This window comes from Sphingobium sp. 15-1 (genome assembly GCF_013375535.1).
GTDB classification, from domain to species: Bacteria; Pseudomonadota; Alphaproteobacteria; order Sphingomonadales; family Sphingomonadaceae; genus Sphingobium; species Sphingobium aromaticivastans.
Map to the genome: position 1 here is coordinate 1234314 of NZ_JABXJG010000001.1, position 17280 is coordinate 1251593.

The 17280-nt window shown below is 64.0% G+C and carries 15 protein-coding genes and 1 tRNA gene; 12 read left to right on the forward strand and 4 right to left on the reverse strand.

Features of this window, described 5'->3' with window-relative positions; genetic code table 11:
• Positions 1 to 39: 39 nt before the first annotated feature.
• From HUK72_RS05695 to HUK72_RS05705, 3 genes are all read left to right on the forward strand, one after another.
• On the forward strand, positions 40 to 744 hold the full coding sequence (locus tag HUK72_RS05695) for a GIN domain-containing protein (protein ID WP_176595917.1): 705 nt from the start codon (positions 40 to 42) through the stop codon (positions 742 to 744).
• 446 nt (positions 745 to 1190) lie between these two features.
• On the forward strand, positions 1191 to 2459 hold the full coding sequence (locus HUK72_RS05700; RefSeq protein ID WP_176595918.1) for an ammonium transporter: 1269 nt from the start codon (positions 1191 to 1193) through the stop codon (positions 2457 to 2459).
• A gap of 2 nt (positions 2460 to 2461) precedes the next feature.
• Positions 2462 to 3307, forward strand: a complete 846-nt coding sequence (locus tag HUK72_RS05705) for a glycosyltransferase (RefSeq protein ID WP_176595919.1) — start codon at positions 2462 to 2464, stop codon at positions 3305 to 3307.
• A gap of 19 nt (positions 3308 to 3326) precedes the next feature.
• Here HUK72_RS05705 and HUK72_RS05710 read toward each other — a convergent pair whose 3' ends face one another.
• The gene (locus HUK72_RS05710; RefSeq protein ID WP_176595920.1) at positions 3327 to 4658 is read right to left on the reverse strand and encodes an MFS transporter; all 1332 of its coding nucleotides are present in this window, start codon (positions 4656 to 4658) and stop codon (positions 3327 to 3329) included.
• Between the two features lie 188 nt (positions 4659 to 4846).
• Here HUK72_RS05710 and cyoA point away from each other — a divergent pair, with 188 nt between their 5' ends.
• Genes cyoA through HUK72_RS05745 form a run of 7 tightly spaced genes read left to right on the forward strand, consistent with a single transcriptional unit; the run spans position 4847 to position 11604 of the window.
• Positions 4847 to 5962 carry a ubiquinol oxidase subunit II gene (gene cyoA / locus HUK72_RS05715; RefSeq protein WP_176595921.1) on the forward strand — a complete coding sequence of 372 codons (1116 nt, stop codon included), beginning with the start codon at positions 4847 to 4849 and terminating at the stop codon, positions 5960 to 5962.
• A 5-nt stretch (positions 5963 to 5967) separates the two neighbouring features.
• Positions 5968 to 7974: a cytochrome o ubiquinol oxidase subunit I gene (gene cyoB / locus HUK72_RS05720; RefSeq protein WP_176595922.1), complete on the forward strand. Its 2007-nt coding sequence runs from the start codon at positions 5968 to 5970 to the stop codon at positions 7972 to 7974.
• 23 nt (positions 7975 to 7997) lie between these two features.
• Positions 7998 to 8609 (forward strand): cytochrome o ubiquinol oxidase subunit III, encoded by a 612-nt coding sequence (cyoC, locus tag HUK72_RS05725; protein WP_369805982.1) that lies wholly within the window; start codon positions 7998 to 8000, stop codon positions 8607 to 8609.
• On the forward strand, positions 8606 to 9037 hold the full coding sequence (cyoD, locus tag HUK72_RS05730) for a cytochrome o ubiquinol oxidase subunit IV (RefSeq protein ID WP_176595924.1): 432 nt from the start codon (positions 8606 to 8608) through the stop codon (positions 9035 to 9037). The genes cyoC and cyoD overlap by 4 nt, the downstream gene beginning before the upstream one ends.
• Positions 9034 to 9759: an SURF1 family protein gene (locus HUK72_RS05735; protein WP_176595925.1), complete on the forward strand. Its 726-nt coding sequence runs from the start codon at positions 9034 to 9036 to the stop codon at positions 9757 to 9759. The genes cyoD and HUK72_RS05735 overlap by 4 nt, the downstream gene beginning before the upstream one ends.
• Positions 9756 to 11081 (forward strand): ATP-binding protein, encoded by a 1326-nt coding sequence (locus tag HUK72_RS05740; RefSeq protein WP_176595926.1) that lies wholly within the window; start codon positions 9756 to 9758, stop codon positions 11079 to 11081. The genes HUK72_RS05735 and HUK72_RS05740 overlap by 4 nt, the downstream gene beginning before the upstream one ends.
• Positions 11074 to 11604 carry a response regulator transcription factor gene (locus tag HUK72_RS05745; protein WP_176595927.1) on the forward strand — a complete coding sequence of 177 codons (531 nt, stop codon included), beginning with the start codon at positions 11074 to 11076 and terminating at the stop codon, positions 11602 to 11604. Before HUK72_RS05740 ends, HUK72_RS05745 begins: the two co-directional genes overlap by 8 nt.
• Before the next feature lie 255 nt (positions 11605 to 11859).
• Here the strand turns inward: HUK72_RS05745 and HUK72_RS05750 are convergent.
• Together HUK72_RS05750 and HUK72_RS05755 are read right to left on the reverse strand one after the other, a co-directional pair.
• Positions 11860 to 11933: transfer RNA gene (locus HUK72_RS05750), tRNA-Gly, on the reverse strand.
• Between the two features lie 62 nt (positions 11934 to 11995).
• Positions 11996 to 12913 carry a sugar kinase gene (locus HUK72_RS05755; RefSeq protein ID WP_176595928.1) on the reverse strand — a complete coding sequence of 306 codons (918 nt, stop codon included), beginning with the start codon at positions 12911 to 12913 and terminating at the stop codon, positions 11996 to 11998.
• A gap of 164 nt (positions 12914 to 13077) precedes the next feature.
• Here HUK72_RS05755 and HUK72_RS05760 point away from each other — a divergent pair, with 164 nt between their 5' ends.
• Together HUK72_RS05760 and HUK72_RS05765 are read left to right on the forward strand one after the other, a co-directional pair.
• Entirely contained in the window at positions 13078 to 15039 is a 1962-nt protein-coding gene (locus HUK72_RS05760; RefSeq protein WP_176595929.1) for a PAS domain-containing sensor histidine kinase, read from the forward strand.
• Between the two features lie 136 nt (positions 15040 to 15175).
• Positions 15176 to 16048 carry an alpha/beta fold hydrolase gene (locus HUK72_RS05765; protein WP_176597758.1) on the forward strand — a complete coding sequence of 291 codons (873 nt, stop codon included), beginning with the start codon at positions 15176 to 15178 and terminating at the stop codon, positions 16046 to 16048.
• Positions 16049 to 16075: 27 nt separating this feature from the next.
• Here HUK72_RS05765 and HUK72_RS05770 read toward each other — a convergent pair whose 3' ends face one another.
• Positions 16076 to 17008, reverse strand: a complete 933-nt coding sequence (locus HUK72_RS05770; RefSeq protein ID WP_176595930.1) for a nitronate monooxygenase family protein — start codon at positions 17006 to 17008, stop codon at positions 16076 to 16078.
• Between the last annotated feature and the right edge of the window lie 272 nt (positions 17009 to 17280).

Sequence of the window (17280 nt, forward strand, 5' to 3'; positions counted from 1 at the left end):
TGTTCGTATCAGGATCGCGATGCCGATTGGGAGATGATGATGCCGCTTCCCCATTTTCTTGTTCTTGTCGCCGTGACGATGGCGGGGTTGGCGGCGCCCGCCGGGGCCGCGACGCGGGGCTTCACCATCACCAGCTTCGACGCGATCCGGGTGGATGCTCCGGTCGAGGTCGTGATCACCACCGGCGCGGGGGCTTCGGCGCGGGCGGAGGGGGATCAGGCGGTGCTGGACCGGCTGAAGCTGGACGTGTCGGGCCGCCTGCTGGCGGTGACGATGGAGCGGGCGCAGCCGGGCGAAAAATCCGGCGGGCGGGCCGTGTTGCGGCTGTCGACCGGCGATCTGGGACGCGTGGTGCTGACCGGGGGCGGATCGGTTTCGGTGAGCCGGATGAAGGGGCTGCGCGGGGAAATCGTGCTGGGCGGCAACGGCGATGTCAGCGTGGCGGCGGTGGATGTGGAGCAGCTCAATCTGGGCGTCGCGGGGGCCGGGCGGGCGACTCTGGCGGGGCGGGCCGGGACGGCGACGGTGCGGGTCACGGGGCCGGGCGCGGTGGCGGCCGAAGGATTGCGGGCGCGGCAGGCGATGGTGACGAATGACGGGCCGGGGAATGTGGCGCTGACGGCAGAGGTCACGGCCAAGGTGACGGCATCCGGATCGGGCGACGTGACGGTGGTGGGGAAAGCGGCGTGCAGCGTCGACAATCGCGGGACGGGGCGGATCAGTTGCGGGGGTGAGGCTTATTAGGTCGAGAAGCACTCAATTCGCTTGAATGATTGACGATGGATTTGTTGCCGTTCGTCATGCTGAACTTGTTTCAGCATCCATTTCTCCCCACAAGCGGATGGTCCCGAAGGCGCAATGCATGTTGAGCCGAAGGCCAACGCAGTTAAACAAGTTCAGCATGACGGGTTTCCCTGGGCCAATCGCCCCAGATCAGCATGAATGTCGATTGGCTTGAGGAAGGGATTACAATGGAAATATATAAGCGGCGGTTTTAGCGGACATGGCAGGAGCGCGCTGCGCTCGCGCCCACCCCCTGCCCCCTGTCCCCTGCCCGCTGTCCCCTGCCCGCTCCCGCTCCCGCTCCCGCTCCCGCTCCCGCTTGCGGGAGGGGAATTGGACAGGGTTAGGCAAGTCTTTACTTCGCTTGGGTTAGGGCGGGTCGGAATATTGGATCGCTGGATTGCCTGATGCATCGCCTGTTTGCCCTTCTGCTTCTTTCTGCCCTGATGGCGCCGCAATCCGCCATGGCGCAGGTCGCCGTGGCGGATAGCGGCGATACGGCTTGGATGATCCTGTGCAGCGTGCTGGTGCTGCTGGCGGCTTTGCCGGGACTGACGTTGCGTCATGCGGGGCTGGTCCATGTGCGCGGCGCCCTGTCGGTGGGCATGCAGGGTTTGGTGGTGGCCGCCGGAGTCTCCCTGCTCTGGGGGATCGTCGGCTACAGCCTGGCCTATGCGCCGGGGAGCGGCTGGCTGGGCGGGCGGGCGCATATATTGCTCGCCAATCTGGGGGCGTTGCGGGATGGGCTGACCGTGCCGGAATCGGCCTTCGTGCTGTTCCAGATGGGGCTGGCGATCTTTGCCGCCTGCCTGTTGCCCGGTGCGGTGGCGGAGCGGGTGCGTCTGGGATGGATGACGGCCTTTGCCCTGCTCTGGCTGTTGCTGGTCTATGCGCCGGTGGTGCATTGGGTCTGGGGCGGCGGATGGTTGGCGGGCCTGGGCGTCATGGATTTTGCCGGGGCGCTGGTCGTGCATCTCTGCGCGGGTTTTTCGGCGCTGGCGCTGGTGCTGATCGTGGGCAAGCGGCGGGCGGTTTCCGGGGGGCATGCCCCGCTTCTGAGCCTTGCAGGCGGCTTGCTGCTGTGGATCGGCTGGGCGGGGATCGTCGGTGGCTGGGCCTTTGGCGCGACGGACAATGCCGCGACGGCCATTCTCAACGCCCATTTCGCGGCCTGCGCGGGCGCCTTCGGCTGGATGCTGGTGGAGCGGATCGATCTTGGCCGGGTGACGACGACGGGCGCGGTGTCGGGAGCATTGGCCGGACTGGTGGCGATTTCCGCTTCGGTGGCTCTGGTCGGACCGGGCGGGGCGATGATGATCGGGCTGATTGCCGCCCTGCTCTGCCGGGTGGCCAAGGCGCTGCTGGGCGCGCGGATCGACGATGCGGCGGATGTGTTCCTGATCCACGGGCTGGGTGGGCTGATAGGGGTGCTGTTGCTGGTTCCCTTCGTACTACCGGCATTGGGCGGAGTCGGCTTCGCGGCGGGGATCAGCCTTGGCGGCACCATCGTCGCGCAGGTCATCGGCATAGCGGTGGTGGCGCTGTGGGCGATGGCCGGATCAGCGATCATCGCCCTGATGCTGTCGGTGATCGTGCCAGCCCGGATCGGCGCGCGGGAGGAGGAAGAAGGCCTCGATCTGACGCAGCATAAGCAGCAGAGCTGGGATTTCCGCTGAAGGTGCGGATCGCCGTCGGCATATTCGCGCATCAGGAGGAGCGGCGGATCGGGCTGTGCCTGGCGTCCTTGCCGCTGGACCGGGCGGACATCGTCTTTCACGTGCTGGTGAACGGGTCGACGGACACCACTGCGGCGCGGGCGCGGGAGGCGAGCGGCGGACGAACGAATGTCATCGTCCATGACATGGCCGCCGGTGGCAAGGCGCGGACATGGAATCATTTCGTCCACGACCTGCTCAGCGGCGATGAGGATGCCGTCATCTTCATGGATGGCGATGCCGAAATCGTCGCCGGGTCGATCGACGCGCTGACGGCGGCGTTGGCGGCACGGCCTGAGGCCCATGCGGCTGCGGGGATGCCGGTCAATGGGCGGTCGGTCGAGGCCTATCGCCAGAGCCTGCGGGATGAGCGGGGGCTGTTCGGTGATCTTTATGCGCTGCCCGGACGGTTCGTCGCGGCAATCCGGGCGCGGGGCTTGCGCTTGCCAGAGGATCTGGTGGGAGACGATGGGCTGGTGGCCGCCTGGGCGCATACCGATCTGGGGCGCGATGCCGATTGGGATCGAGAGCGGGTGCTGGCGTGCGAGGATGCGGGCTTTCGCTGCGAGGCGGTGAGCCTGCTGCGGCCCTCCACGCTGCACATGCAATATCGGCGGATGATCAATTATTCGCTGCGCTATTTCCAGAACCGGATCATTTCCGACATCATGGCACGTGACGGAGTATCGGGGTTGCCGGTTCGCATGGATGCGCTTTACGGCGAATGGTTGCCGCGTTTTCGGCCCCGGCCCTTGCCGACAGGATGGTTCGATCGCAGGGCTTTGGCGCGAATGAAGGGGAAGCGATAAGGCCTCCCCCCTTTCCTTCTCAGCGGTCGCGGGCCGCCAGTTCCTTGTTGACGTAGAGCGCCACCATGGTCGCCACCGCGCCCGAGAGCAGGTAGATGCCCGAGGCGGCCAGACCGAACTTCACCGACAGCAGCAACGCCACCAGCGGAGCGAAGCCCGCGCCGACCAGCCATGCAAGGTCGGAGGTCAGCGCCGATCCGGTATAGCGCGCTTCGGTGGCGAAGTTGGACGCCACCACGCCTGACGACTGGCCGAAAGCCAGGCCCAGCAGCATGAAGCCCAGGATCATGAAGGCGACCTCACCCAGATCGCCGCCATTGAGCAGCAACGGCGCCATGACGCTGAAGATCGCGATGCCGAGAGCCGACCATGCCAGCAGCGAGCGGCGGCCGATCTGGTCCGCGATGAAGCCCGAGACGACGATGGCGAGCAGGCCAACCGACGCGCCGATCATCTCGATGATCAGGAAGCGTTCCAGCGGCTGTTTCGTGAACAGCGCGACCCAGCTCAGCGGGAAGACCGTCACCATGTGGAACAGCGCGAAGCTGGCCAGTGGAGCGAAGGCGCCGATGATGATGTTGCGCCCTTCCGCCTTGACGGTGGGCAGCACTTCGGACGGTTGCAGATCCTTCTGTTCGAACAGGCGCTCGAATTCATGCGTCACGACGATGCGCAGGCGGGCGAACAGCGCCACGACGTTGATCGCGAAGGCGACGAAGAAGGGATAGCGCCAGCCCCAGTCGAGGAAATCCGCGTCCGACAGCGTCATCAGGAAGAAGGCGAACAGGCCGCTCGCCACCAGCAGCGCCAGCGGCGCGCCAAGCTGCGGCACCATGGCGTACCAGCCGCGCTGATGCCGCGGCGCGTTGAGCGAGAGCAGCGAGGCGAGGCCGTCCCAGGTTCCGCCGAGCGCGATCCCCTGCGCGGCGCGCAAAATGACCAATACGACCGCTGCATAGTGGCCAATGGTCTCATATCCCGGCATGAAGGCGATCGACGCGGTCGATCCGCCCAGCAGGAACAAGGCCACGGTCAGTTTCGTGCCCCGACCGAAATGGCGGTCGATGGCCATGAAGATCAGCGAGCCGATGGGCCGCGTGATGAAGGCGACGGAAAAGATCGCGAAAGAATAAAGCGTGCCGGTCAGGGCATCCACATAAGGGAATACCAGGTGCGGGAAAACGATGACCGAAGCGATGGCATAGACGAAGAAATCGAAGAATTCGGAGGTGCGACCGATGATGACTCCGATGGAAATATCACCCGGCGCGATCTTGTGGTCCCGCGCATTGATCAGGCGCGCATCATCCTCCAGCGATCGGGAGGTGAAGGTCATGGCCTGTGAACTCATAGGCATCCGCTCCTTGGCTTAAGCCACCGGAACCTTTTTCTGTTCTGCCGGTGGCCACGAACAGGCAACATAACAGAAAACCGGCAGAGTCTAAGCAGTATCCCGCAATCCAAGCATTTTTTGCACCTGCGCACTATGGGACAAATTGCCCACTGTTCGACTCCCTGTGGACGGGTTAGCGCGCGCTCATGCCACACCCCCTCTTCCCCAACTGGACCCGAATTTTCCGCTGGTCCGCTCCGATTCTGGCGCTGCCGCTGACGGCATGCAACTGGGTCGTGATGAACCCGTCGGGCGATATTGCGGTGCAGCAGCGCGACCTGATCCTGATCTCGACCGCGCTGATGCTGCTGATCGTCATTCCCGTCATGGCGCTGGTCGTCTTTTTCGCCTGGCGTTACCGCTCTGCGAACCAGGCGGCGGAAAAGGAATATGATCCGGATTGGGATCATTCGACCAAGCTGGAACTGCTGATCTGGTCCGCCCCGCTGCTGATCATCATCTGCCTGGGCGCGTTGACCTGGGTGAGCACGCACAAGCTGGACCCCTATCGGCCGCTGGACCGGATCGACGCGCAGACGAAGATCGACCCCAAGGTGAAGCCGCTGACCGTCGAGGTCGTGGCGCTCGACTGGAAATGGCTGTTCATCTATCCGGAACTGGGCATCGCCACGGTCAATGAGCTGGCGATCCCGACCAATGTGCCGGTGCGCTTCGACATCACTGCCTCGACGGTCATGAACAGCTTCTACATTCCTGAACTGGCCGGGCAGATCTATGCGATGCCGGGCATGAAGACGCAGTTGCATGCGGTCGCCAACAAGGCTGTGGGTGGCGTGGGCTTTTCCGCCAACTATTCGGGCGCGGGCTTCAGCCATATGCGCTTTGCCTACAAGGCGCTCGACCGGGCCGGTTTCGACGGCTGGGTGGCGAAGGTGAAGGCTGGTGACGTCAATCTGGACCGCAATGTCTATCTGACGCTCGCCAAGCCCAGCGAGAAGGCCCCGGTCGCCTATTTCTCCGCCGTCGATCCCAAGCTGTTCGACGCGGTCGTGAACCTCTGTCCCAAGCCCGGCCAGCGCTGCATGGGCGAGCTGATGCACATCAACATGATGGGCGGCGCGGGCAAGGAATCGGCGCATGAGACCGAAGGCCTTCGCTACGACTTCCCCAACAGCCATGTGATCGATCAGACCGAGCGCAATGAAGGCGTGCAGACCGCGCCGGACGCACCGGGGGCCACCGAGGCTCCAGCCGATCACTCTTCCCACAGCGGCGCTGACGCGCACGCGCAGCATCGGTAAGGCCCATGACTGGCACAATGACAACAGCACAGATGATCTTTGGTCGTCTGACATGGGACAGCTTCCCATGGCATGAGCCCATCATCGTCGCGACCTTCGCGGCGGTGGTGCTGGGTGGCGCGGCGGTCGTCGCGGCGCTCACCTATTTCAAGCTCTGGGGCTATCTCTGGAAGGAGTGGTTCACCAGCGTCGACCATAAGAAGATCGGCATCATGTACATGGTGCTGGGCCTCATCATGTTTCTGCGCGGCTTTGCCGACGCGATCATGATGCGCTTACAGCAGGCGCTCGCCTTCAACGGGTCGGAGGGCTATCTCAACGCCCACCATTATGATCAGGTGTTCACGGCCCATGGCGTCATCATGATCTTCTTCGTGGCGATGCCGTTCATCACCGGCTTGATGAACTATATCGTCCCATTGCAGATCGGCGCCCGCGACGTCAGCTTCCCGTTCCTCAACAATTTCTCCTTCTGGATGACCACGGGCGGCGCGGTGCTGGTGATGATGTCGCTGTTCCTGGGTGAGTTCGCCCAGACCGGCTGGCTTGCCTATCCGCCGCTTTCGGGGCTGGCCTACAGTCCCGCGACGGGTGTCGACTATTATATCTGGGCGCTACAGGTGGCCGGTGTCGGCACGACATTGTCCGGCATCAACCTGATCGCGACCATCGTGAAAATGCGCGCGCCGGGCATGTCCCTCATGAAGATGCCGGTGTTCACCTGGACCTCGCTCTGCGCGAACATCCTGATCGTCGCGTCCTTCCCCATCCTGACCGCGACGCTCGTCCTGCTGTCGCTCGACCGCTATGCCGGCACCGCCTTCTTCACCAATGATTTCGGCGGCAATCCGATGATGTACGTCAACCTCATCTGGATCTGGGGCCACCCGGAAGTCTACATCCTCATCCTGCCGCTGTTCGGCGTCTTCTCAGAAGTCACCTCGACCTTCTCGGGCAAGCGCCTCTTCGGCTACACCTCCATGGTCTATGCGACCTGCTGCATCATGGTGCTGTCCTACCTCGTGTGGCTGCACCACTTCTTCACCATGGGGTCGGGCGCCAGCGTCAACAGCTTCTTCGGCATCACGACGATGATCATCTCGATCCCGACGGGGGCGAAGCTCTTCAACTGGCTGTTCACCATGTATCGCGGCAAGATCCGTTTCGAGCTGCCGATGATGTGGACCGTCGCCTTCATGCTGACCTTCACGATCGGCGGCATGACCGGCGTGTTGCTCGCCGTTCCGCCCGCGGACTTCGTGCTGCACAACTCGCTGTTCCTGATCGCGCACTTCCACAATGTGATCATCGGCGGCGTGCTGTTCGGCCTGTTCGCGGCGATCAATTACTGGTGGCCCAAGGCATTCGGCTTCAAGCTCAATGTCTTCTGGGGCAAGGTGAGCTTCTGGTGCTGGCAGATCGGTTTCTGGATGGCCTTCACCCCGCTCTACATCCTCGGCCTGATGGGCGTCACCCGCCGTATGCGCGTGTTCGACGATCCGTCGATCCACATCTGGTTCATCATTGCCGCCGTCGGCGCTGCGATCATCGCGGCGGGCATCGGCGCCATGCTGGTCCAGTTCGCGGTCTCCATCTGGAAGCGCGAGGAGCTGAAGGACGAAACCGGCGATCCCTGGGATGGCCGCACACTGGAATGGGCGACCAGTTCGCCGCCGCCGGAGTATAATTTCGCCTTCACGCCGGTCGTCTATGACACCGACACATGGGCGGACATGAAGCGGAACAATTATCAGCGTCCGCTCTCCGGCTACCAGCCGATCCATATGCCGGGCAGCACCGGCGCGGGCGTGATCCTCGCGGGTCTGGCGACGCTCTGCGGCTTTGCGCTGATCTGGTACATCTGGTGGCTCGCGGGCCTCAGCTTTGTGAGCCTCGTCGCGGTCGCGATCGGCCACACCTTCAACTACAAGCGCGACTTCCACATCCCGCAGGATGTCGTCACGCGCACCGAGGATGAGCGCACGCGTACCCTCGCGGCGGTAGGAGCCTGACACTCATGACTAGCGCAACTGCAATGGCGCATCGGGAAGAGCGGGCCTACCACCTGCCCGTAGAGCCGCACCTCCACGAAGGCCACAGCACCAATCTGGGCTTCTGGATGTATCTGATGAGCGACTGTCTCATCTTCGCCATCCTCTTCGCCACCTATGCGGTGCTGGGCGGCAGCTATGCCGGCGGGCCAGGACCGAAGGACCTGTTCGACCTGCCGCTCATCGCGCTCAACACCGCGATGCTGCTCTTCTCGTCGATCACCTACGGCTTCGCCATGCTGGCGATGGAGAAGAACAGGGTCAGCGCCACGCAGGGCTGGCTGGTCGTCACTTTGCTGTTCGGCGGGGCGTTCCTGTTCATCGAACTCTACGAATTCTCGCACCTCATCCATGAGGGTGCGGGGCCGCAGCGTTCGGCGTTCCTGTCCTCCTTCTTCACGCTGGTGGGCACCCACGGGCTGCACGTCACCTTCGGTTCGATCTGGCTGATCACGCTGATGGTGCAGGTCGCGAAGAAAGGCCTGATCCCGGCCAACAAGCGCCGGCTGATGTGTCTGTCGATGTTCTGGCACTTCCTCGACGTCATCTGGATCGGCGTCTTCACCTTTGTCTATCTGATGGGAGTCCTGCGGTGAGCGACGCTGTCCATCCTCATGGCCATCATGACAGCCACGACCATGGGCATCATGAAGAAGGCTCGCACGGCAGCTACGGCAGCTACATGATCGGCTTTGGTCTGTCGGTGATCCTGACGGCCATCCCCTTCTGGCTGGTGATGAGCGGCGTGCTGGACGATCCGCAGCTGACCGGCGTGGTCATCATGGGCTTTGCCGCGGTTCAGGTGGTGGTCCACATGATCTACTTCCTGCACATGAACACCCGCGTCGAAGGCGGCTGGTCGTTCATGGCGATGATGCTGACCATCGTTCTGGTCGTCATCGTCCTGTCGGGATCGCTGTGGGTCATGTACCACCTCAACGCCAACATGATGCCGCATGCGGACATGGACATGAGCGCCATGCACGACATGTCGACGATGCAGAATATGAGCGAAATGCCGTGAAAACGGCCCAAGACGGGGCGCGCGGCAAGCGCTCCCCGGCCTTTCTGATCGGCCTGACGCTGATCGCCCTTTTCTTTTTCGCAGGATTTTGTGCGCTCGGCGGCTGGCAGATCCAGCGCCTCGGCTGGAAGCGCGACCTGATCGCCCGCGTCGATGCGCGAATCCACGCCCTCCCCATCCCCGCTCCCCGTGCCGCCGCAAGGGCCGATGAATATCGCCGGGTGAGGATTTCGGGCCATTTCCTTCACGACAAGACTGCGCTCGTACAGGCGGTGACCGTGCGCGGCCCCGGTTTCTGGGTACTGACGCCGCTCGTCACCGACCAGGGCTTTACCCTGATCGTCAATCGCGGCTTCGTGCCGCCCGACAAGCGCCGGGATTATACACGGCCGCAGGGCGAGGTTCATGTGACGGGGCTGCTGCGCCTGAGCGAACCGGGCGGCGGTTTCCTGCGCTCCAACGATCCGGCGGCGGATCGCTGGTTTTCCCGCGACGTCGCCGCCATCGGCGCGGCGCGCGGGATCAAGGGACCACTGGCCGATTATTTCATCGACGCCGACGCCGCCCGCGATCCCGACAGCCTGCCGGTCGGCGGCCTCACCGTCATCAAATTCCCCAACAGCCACCTGCAATATGCGATCACATGGTTCGTGCTGGCGGCGATGGTCGCGGGCGCGTACATGTTCGTCATGCGTCAGGAGCGGAAAGACCGCCGGGGATGAACCGGAACCTGCCGATCAGCACCCTCTGGCAGCCCAGCCAGTGGCCGGCCGATGCTGCGGGCCGCAAGAATCTGGCGCTGCTGGTGCAATTGCGCTGGCTCGCGATTGCGGGCCAGCTCATCACCATATTGGCGGTGCATTTCGTCATGGGCATCCGACTGCCCATCGCCCCGATGCTGCTGGTCGCGGGCATGGCGATATTGATGAATGGCCTGAGCTTCGGCGTTCTGCGCAAGCGGACCGACGTGTCCCACGCGGAACTGTTCCTCTCGCTGCTGTTCGACGTGCTGCTGCTGACGGCGCAGCTTTATCTCTCCGGCGGGGCGACCAATCCCTTCATCTCGCTCTATCTGGTGCAGGTGGCGCTGGGCGCGGTGCTGCTCGACCGCTGGAGCGTCTGGGGGATCGTCTTCGTATCGGCGCTCTGCGCGGGACTGCTGGCGCTGCATTATCGGCCGCTGGACCTGAATGGCGTGCTGGAAGGCCATTTGTTCGATCTGCATATCATCGGCGCCTGGATCTGCCTGACCATGATCGCGGTGCTGCTGGTGCTGTTCGTGCTGCCGGTGACACGCAACCTCCAGGTGCGGGACGCCTATCTGGCGAAACTGCGGCAACAGGCTGCGGAGGAGGAACATATCATCCGAATGGGCCTGCTGGCGTCGGGCGCGGCGCATGAACTGGGCACGCCCCTGTCTCAGCTCGCCGTGGTGCTGGGCGATTGGAAGCATATGCCGGAAATCACCGGCCATCCCGACCTGGTGGAAGAAGTGGAGGAGATGCAAGCGGCGGTCCAGCGCTGCAAGGCGATCGTGACCGGCATCCTCCTGTCTTCCGGCGAGGCGCGGGGCGAGGCGCCCGAAGTCACCAATGTGCGCGATTTCATCGACGGCATCGCCATGGAGTGGCGCAGGGCCAATCCCGGCATGCCGCTGCGCTGCGATTTCGGGCCGCATGACTATCCGCGCATCATTGCCGATCCGGTGATCCGGCAGGCGATCGGTAATCTGCTCGACAATGCGCGGGAAGCGGGCGCGACCTATATCGACCTTCTGGTCGGGCGCGACAGCAGTTCGCTCAACATCGCGGTGCGCGACAATGGCAGCGGCTTTTCCGAGGCCATGCTGGAGGATTTCGGCAAGCCCTACCGATCGAGCAAGGGCAAGGAAGGTCACGGCCTGGGCCTCTTCCTGGTCGTCAATGTCGTGCGCAAGCTGGGCGGCAGCGTATCGGCAAGCAATGGCGCGGATGGCGGGGCGCTGATCCTGTTGCGCCTGCCGCTGGGCACCGTGGCGATGGAAGAGGGAAATGCCGATGTCTGAGCGCTTGCTGGTGATCGTCGAGGATGATGAGGCATTTGCCAAGACGCTCAAGCGCTCCTTCGAGCGGCGCGGCTATGTGGTGCTGACGGCGGACAGCCATGCCGCGCTCGAACTGGTGCTGGCGGGCAGCAAGCCGGGCTTTGCGGTGGTCGACCTGAAGCTGGGGGCGGAGTCCGGGCTGGTCTGCGTGCAGACGCTCCATGCCCATGATCCGGCGATGGTGATCGTCGTGCTGACCGGCTTCGCCAGCATCGCCACGGCGGTGGAGGCGATCAAGCTGGGCGCGTCCAACTATCTGGCGAAACCGTCCAACAGCGATGACATAGAGGCGGCCTTCGCCCGGTCGGCAGGCGACCCCTCCACGCCGCTGGGGCCGCGCCCGACGTCGATCAAGACGCTGGAATGGGAGCATATCCATGAAGTGCTGAAGGATAGCGACTTCAACATTTCCGAAGCGGCGCGGCGATTGGGCATGCATCGAAGGACGCTAGCGAGGAAGCTCGCGAAGCGGCAGGTGGGGTGATTTTTTGGGGATGGCAGACATTTTAAATCCTCCCCATCGATAGATGGGGAGGGGGACCGTCGGCGCAGCCGATGGTGGAGGGGAAGAGGGCACGACCTGCGCAGTTTCCCCTCCACCAGCCTTCGGCTGGTCCCCCTCCCCACGCTTTGCGCAGGGAGGATTTCATGTCTGCAAATGGCCGGTTGCGCGCAATCGGGCCGTCAAGAACGCGCTCACGGCGAGTTCAACGCAATATATTGAAATATCAGAAAAATCTGGAGCGGGTGAAGGGAATCGAACCCTCGTCGTAAGCTTGGGAAGCTTCTGCTCTGCCATTGAGCTACACCCGCCCGGATGAAAGGCGACTTAGCCGTTGATCCGGATGGCGTCAACGACGTCGCTGCGGAGAATTTCAAAGGTCGGCATAGGGCGCGTCGGCGTCGCGGGCCGGGATGGCGCCGCGACGGCCGATGTTCCAGCCCGCAAGGCGATGGCCCGCCAGCGCGGCTTCCCGCGGGGATCGGCCAGCAAGGCGGGCATGGAGATAGCCACCGTTGAACGCATCGCCCGCGCCACTCGAATCGACGACGCTGAGCTTGGCGGGCGGAGCGACGACCTCGCCATCCACCAGACAGCCTTCGGCACCCAATTTCACCACGACCTCCCGCCCCTCCCCGGCGCCCCAGCGGCGGGCGGCGTCGGCGGCATCGTCCGCCTCGCCCATCTCGACCTCATCGGCCAGGGTGGGCAGGCCGATGTCGCTCAAGGCGATGGCGCGGTCGCGCCAGCCGCAGGCAGTCGCGGCGTCGGGCCAAAGGCGGGCGCGGTAATTGCCGTCAAACGCCACCTTGCCGCCGTTCGCGCGCACCGCTTCGCACAGGGCCAGCAGCTTTTCCCGCGCCTCTTCGGGCAGGATGGCCAGGGTGATGAGAGAGAAATAAAGCAGTTCCGATTCCGCCGCCTGCTGCGCCATGGCGGCACTTCCGGGCAGGTCGAACATGCGCTTGGCGGCGGCCTCCCCCCGCCAATAATGGAAGCTGCGCTCGCCCTGCGCGTCGGTTTCGATGGCGTAGAGCCCCGGCAAGCGCCCTTCGGCGGAGAGGAGCAGCGAGGTGTCGATCCCCTCCCCCTCCCAGGCGGCGCGCAGATCCGCGCTCATCGGATCGGCGCCGACCGCGCTGGCGAAACGCACCTTGTCGCCGCAGCGGGCGAGATGGAGGGCGGTGTTGATGACGTCGCCGCCATAACGCAGGTTCCAGCCCTCCTTCGAAGCGCGGCTCAATTCCAGCATCGCTTCGCCTATGACGGTGATTCCTGCGGTCTTGCCCATATGCGTCCAATCTCCCTGGAGAGGCGCTTCCTTGGCGCGGAGGGCACGGGCAAGTCAATGGCGACGGCGGCCCGGCGTCAGCGAACAATCGCTTTCGCAAGCGGAACGTCCGCCACGCAGGAGCGTTGTCCCGCTGCACAAGATTATTCCATGGGAACCCCTCAATGAGCACGGCGGCACCGGAAGGATCTGGAAACCGCTTCGAGCTGCTGGTCCAGAACGTCACCGACTATGCGATCTACATGCTGTCGCCCAACGGCATCATCGTCAGTTGGAACGCCGGCGCGCGCCGGTTCAAGGGATATGAAGCCGAAGAGATCATCGGTGAGCATTTTTCCCGCTTCTACACGCCGGAGGATCAGGCGGTCGGGCTTCCCGCGCTGGCGTTGGAAACCGCCGAGCAGGAGGGCCGGTTCGAGGCGGAGGGATGGCGCGTGCGCAAGGACGGATCGCGCTTCTGGGCGCATGTCGTCATCGATCCCATCCGCGAGCCGGGCGGTCAACTGATCGGCTTCGCCAAGGTCACCCGCGACCTCACCGAACGCCGCGCCGCAGAAGAGGAATTGCGGCGCAGCGAGGAACGATTCCGCCTGCTGGTGCAGGGCGTGACGGACTATGCGATCTACATGCTCGACCCGGTGGGGACGATCACGAGCTGGAATCCGGGGGCGGAGCGGTTCAAGGGCTATAAGACCGAAGAGATATTGGGCCAGAATTTCGCCCGCTTCTATCCGGAGGAGGACCGCATGGCCGGCCTGCCCTCTCGCGCGCTGGAAACGGCTGCGCGGGAAGGCCGGTTCGAGGCGGAGGGATGGCGCATCCGCAAGGACGGATCGCGCTTCTGGGCGCATGTCATCATCGACGCGATCCGGGAGGCAGACGGCGAGCTGATCGGCTTCGCCAAGATCACCCGTGACCTCACCGAACGGCGCGAGACGCAGTTAGCGCTGGATGAGGCGCGGGAGGCGATCTTCCAGGCGCAGAAGATGGACGCCATCGGCAAGCTGACCGGCGGCGTCGCGCATGATTTCAACAATCTGCTGGCGGTGATCGTCGGCAGCCTGGACCTGGCGAGGCAGCGGCTGGCGACCGGGGCGGACGTGTCGCGCTATATCGACAACGCCATGACCGCCGCCGAGCGCGGAGCCACGCTGACGCAGCGGATGCTGGCCTTTGCGCGCAAGCAGGAGCTGAAGCTGCAAAGCGTGGATTGCGTCGGGCTGGTGCGGGACATGGCCGATCTGCTGAAGACGACGCTGGGCGCGGGCGTGACCATCGAAACGCGCTTCCCCCTGCATCTGAGCGCCGCCAAGGCCGATCCGGCGCAATTGGAACTGGCGCTGCTCAACCTGGCGGTGAATGCGCGGGATGCGATGCCCGGCGGCGGGCGGATCATCATCGAGGGCGCGGAAGAGACGCTGCCGCAGGCGCAACGGCCCGTTCCGGACGGCGGCCGCTATGTGCGCCTGTCGATCATCGACGAGGGCGAAGGGATGGACGCGGCGACGCTGGAACGGGCGCGCGAACCCTTTTTCACCACCAAGGGGATCGGTAAGGGCACGGGCCTGGGCCTGTCCATGGTGCATGGCTTTGCCGAGCAATGCGGCGGTTCGCTGACCATCCTCAGCGAACCAGGACAAGGGACCACCGTATCGCTGTGGCTGCCCGTCGCGCCGGCGGGCACGATGGCGGAACAGGCGGCGGCCATGCCCGACATGCCGGCACTGATGGTCACGGAGCCGCTCGTCATCCTGGCGGTGGACGATGACGATCTGGTGCTGACCAACACTGCCGGCATGCTGGAGGAGCTGGGACATACGGTGTTCCTGGCGACATCCGGCCTGGATGCGCTGCGCGTTCTGGAACAGGGCAGCGTCGACCTGGTCATCACCGACTTCGCCATGCCGGGCATGAGCGGCACGCAACTGGCGGATGAGATTGAGGAGAGGCTGCCCGGCCTGCCGGTCGTCATCATAACCGGCTTTGCCGAATTGCCGCTGACCATGACCAAGCGGCCCCGGCTCGACAAGCCGTTCAAGCAGGCCGAGCTGGCGCGCATCGTGACGGCCGTGACGCAAGGCGGGCAGAAGCTCGTCAGGCTGGCCGCCCATTCGGACGATCTGTAAGTCCGATCTTTACCAAAATTTGACCAAACATGCGCAAAACAGGGATTTCCCTGCCCTTACCCCTTGCAAGCATGGGAGAGTTCGCCAAAGAGGCATGACCATCGTCCGCTCCCTTTCCACCAGTTCGCAGGATCGCATGAACTCGCAAGCCGCGCCGACTTCGCATTTCTACACGTCGCTGCGTATGCGCCTCCACTATCTGGACTGGGGCAACAGCGCGGCCCCGACGCTGGTCCTGGTGCATGGCGGGTTCGACCATGCGCGGAGCTGGGACTGGACGGCGCGGGCGCTGGCGAAGGATTATCACATCATCGCGCCCGACCTGCGCGGCCATGGCGACAGCGCCTGGTCGGCCGAAGGCTCCTATATGATGGAGAATTATGTCTACGACCTGGCGCAGTTGATCGAGCAACTGGGCCGTGATCCGGTGATATTGGTCGGCCATTCGCTGGGCGGTTCGATCGTCCTGCGCTATGCCGGGCTGTTCCCGGAAAAGGTCGCCAAGATCGTCGCCATAGAGGGGTTGGGCCTGTCGCCGGGCCGGATCGAGGAGCAGACGAAGAAGCCCGTGCCCGACCAATGGCTGCAATGGATCGAAAAGCGGCGAACCCGCGCGCGACAGACCCGGCGCCATTACCCGACCATAGAGGCGGCGGTGGCGCGCATGCGGGAACGCAACGACCATCTGTCGGTCGAGCAGGCGATGCACCTCACCATTCATGGCGTCAATCGCAACGAGGATGGCAGTTACCGCTGGAAATTCGACCCTTATCTGCACGATCCGGCGCCGCAGGCCTGGAGCGACATGGACCTACCCGAATTCTGGACGCGGATCACATGCCCGACGCTCCTGTGCCTGGGGCTGGATAGCTGGGCGTCCAATCCGGTGAAGGACGGACGCGCAGCGCATTTCCAGGATGCCCGGCTGGTCGAATTCGCGGATGCGGGTCACTGGCTGCACCATGACCAGTTCGACCGCTTCATGGCCGAATTGCGCGGATTCCTCTGATCCGACCGGCGAGGCGAAGGTGGTCGGTCACGCGCCGAAAGCGGTGACCGCAGCCTGATATTCCGCCTTGAGCTGCGCGATGAAATCGGCCGCGGGCTGAATCTTGTCGATCACGCCAATCCCCTGCCCCGCGCCCCAGACGTCGCGCCAGGCCTTCTTGTCGCCGCCTGCGATGCTGGCGAAATCCATGTCCGCCGCCTTGGGCAGCTTGTCGGCGTCCAGCCCCGCGGCGGCGATGCTGGGGCGCAGATAATTGCCGAGCACGCCCGTAAAATAGTCCGAATAGACGATGTCGCCCGCGCCGCTGTCGACGATCATCTGCTTATAGGCCGGTTCGGCATTGGCTTCCTCCGTCGCGATGAAGGGGGAACCCATATAGCCGAAGTCGGCCCCCATCATCCGCGCCGCCGCGATCGAGCGTCCGGTGGCGATCGCGCCCGACAAGGCGAGCGGGCCGTCGAACCAGGCGCGGATCTCCTCCACCAGAGCGAAGGGTGACAGGGTGCCGGCATGGCCGCCCGCCCCCGCCGCGACCGCGATCAGGCCGTCGGCGCCCTTCTCGATCGCCTTGCGCGCGAAGACATTGTTGATGACGTCATGCAGGACGATGCCGCCATAGCTATGCACCGCCTCGTTCACATGCTCCCGCGCGCCGAGCGATGTGATCACGATCGGCACGCGATATTTGACGCAGAGGGCAAGATCCTCCTCCAGCCGGCTGTTGGTCTTGTGCACGATCAGGTTGACGGCGAAAGGCGCATCCTGCTCCGTCAAAGCTTCTCCCAATTGCTGGAGCCATTGTTCGAACACACCCGAGGGCCGGGCATTGAGCGAAGGAAAGGCCCCGACGATCCCGGCGCGGCACTGGGCGATCACGAGCGACGGCTGCGAGACGATGAACATCGGGGAGCCGATCAGCGGCAGGGACAAACGGCCTTTCAAAAATGCCGGCAAGCTCATGGGCCAAGCCTCTCCTTCATGATTTCCGGGAAGGCGCTATCATTTACGCAGGCGGCGAAAAAGGCCGAATCTTGGAGCTGTGGGTGGGAAGGAGGCATCTTCCACAATGCCGTAGGGTCAGGGATGATCGCTCTTCTGATGATTCCGGTCTTGCCGAACGGCAAATCGCCGCGTTTGGCGGGAGGGTGGCCAGTTGCTGACATTAGTTCTCCGTCACCCCGGACTTGATCCGGGGTCCCGCTGCCTTGGGCTAGGCGCGGACGAGAGAAGAA